The 737-nt window shown below is 34.6% G+C and carries 1 protein-coding gene; it reads left to right on the top strand.

The window, feature by feature from the left end; all coding sequences use genetic code 11:
- Nucleotides 1–183 precede the first annotated feature (183 nt).
- Nucleotides 184–720, top strand: a complete 537-nt coding sequence (locus AC4AGG_RS16660; protein ID WP_489773145.1) for an SRPBCC family protein — start codon at nt 184–186, stop codon at nt 718–720.
- Nucleotides 721–737 lie beyond the last annotated feature (17 nt).

Raw genomic sequence — 737 nt, forward strand, 5'->3', positions numbered from 1 at the left:
ATTTCTAAAAATAAAACCAAAACTCCAGCAATTATTTGCGGTGTTTTTTTTCTGTTAGCGACGATTTATACGATGATTCAATTACCAACTCCAATATGGTTTTGGGTTTGTGGAATTGCTGTTTGGTTGATGGTGTTCGTTGGTTATCGTTTGGCTTTAACTTTCAAAAAATAATTAGATTATATGAAAATTTTAAAATACATTTTATTTGTTTTCCTTGGTTTTATTGCAGCTATTCTTGTTATTGCAGCGTTTATTGATGGACACTGTGAGTATAAGAAGTCAATTACCATTAATGCGCCAGTTGAAAAAGTATGGCAGAATAACAGTTCTCTTAAGGCGATGGATCAATGGAGTCCTTGGAACAAATTAGATCCCAATATGAAGAAAACATGGACTGGGGAAACAGGAATGGCTGGTGAGAAGGAGTGTTGGGAAGGAAACGAAGCTGCAGGAAAAGGTTGCCAAGAAGTTACAAAGATTGATGTGGCAAATAAGAAGATTGAAACAAGAATCCAGTTTTTGACACCGTATGAAAGTGAAGCAACTTCTTTCGTAACTGTAGTTCCAGAAGGTAGTGGGAGCAAAGCAACTTGGGCTTTTATCACAGAAGTTCCTTATCCTTGGACGATAACAACATTATTCTTTGATATGGAAAGTGCGATTGGAAAAGATTTTCAAGAAGGAATGGAAAATTTAAAGAAAATTTCAGAACAATAAACGATATAATTATTTTT

This window comes from Chryseobacterium sp. CG10_8 (assembly GCF_058117085.1).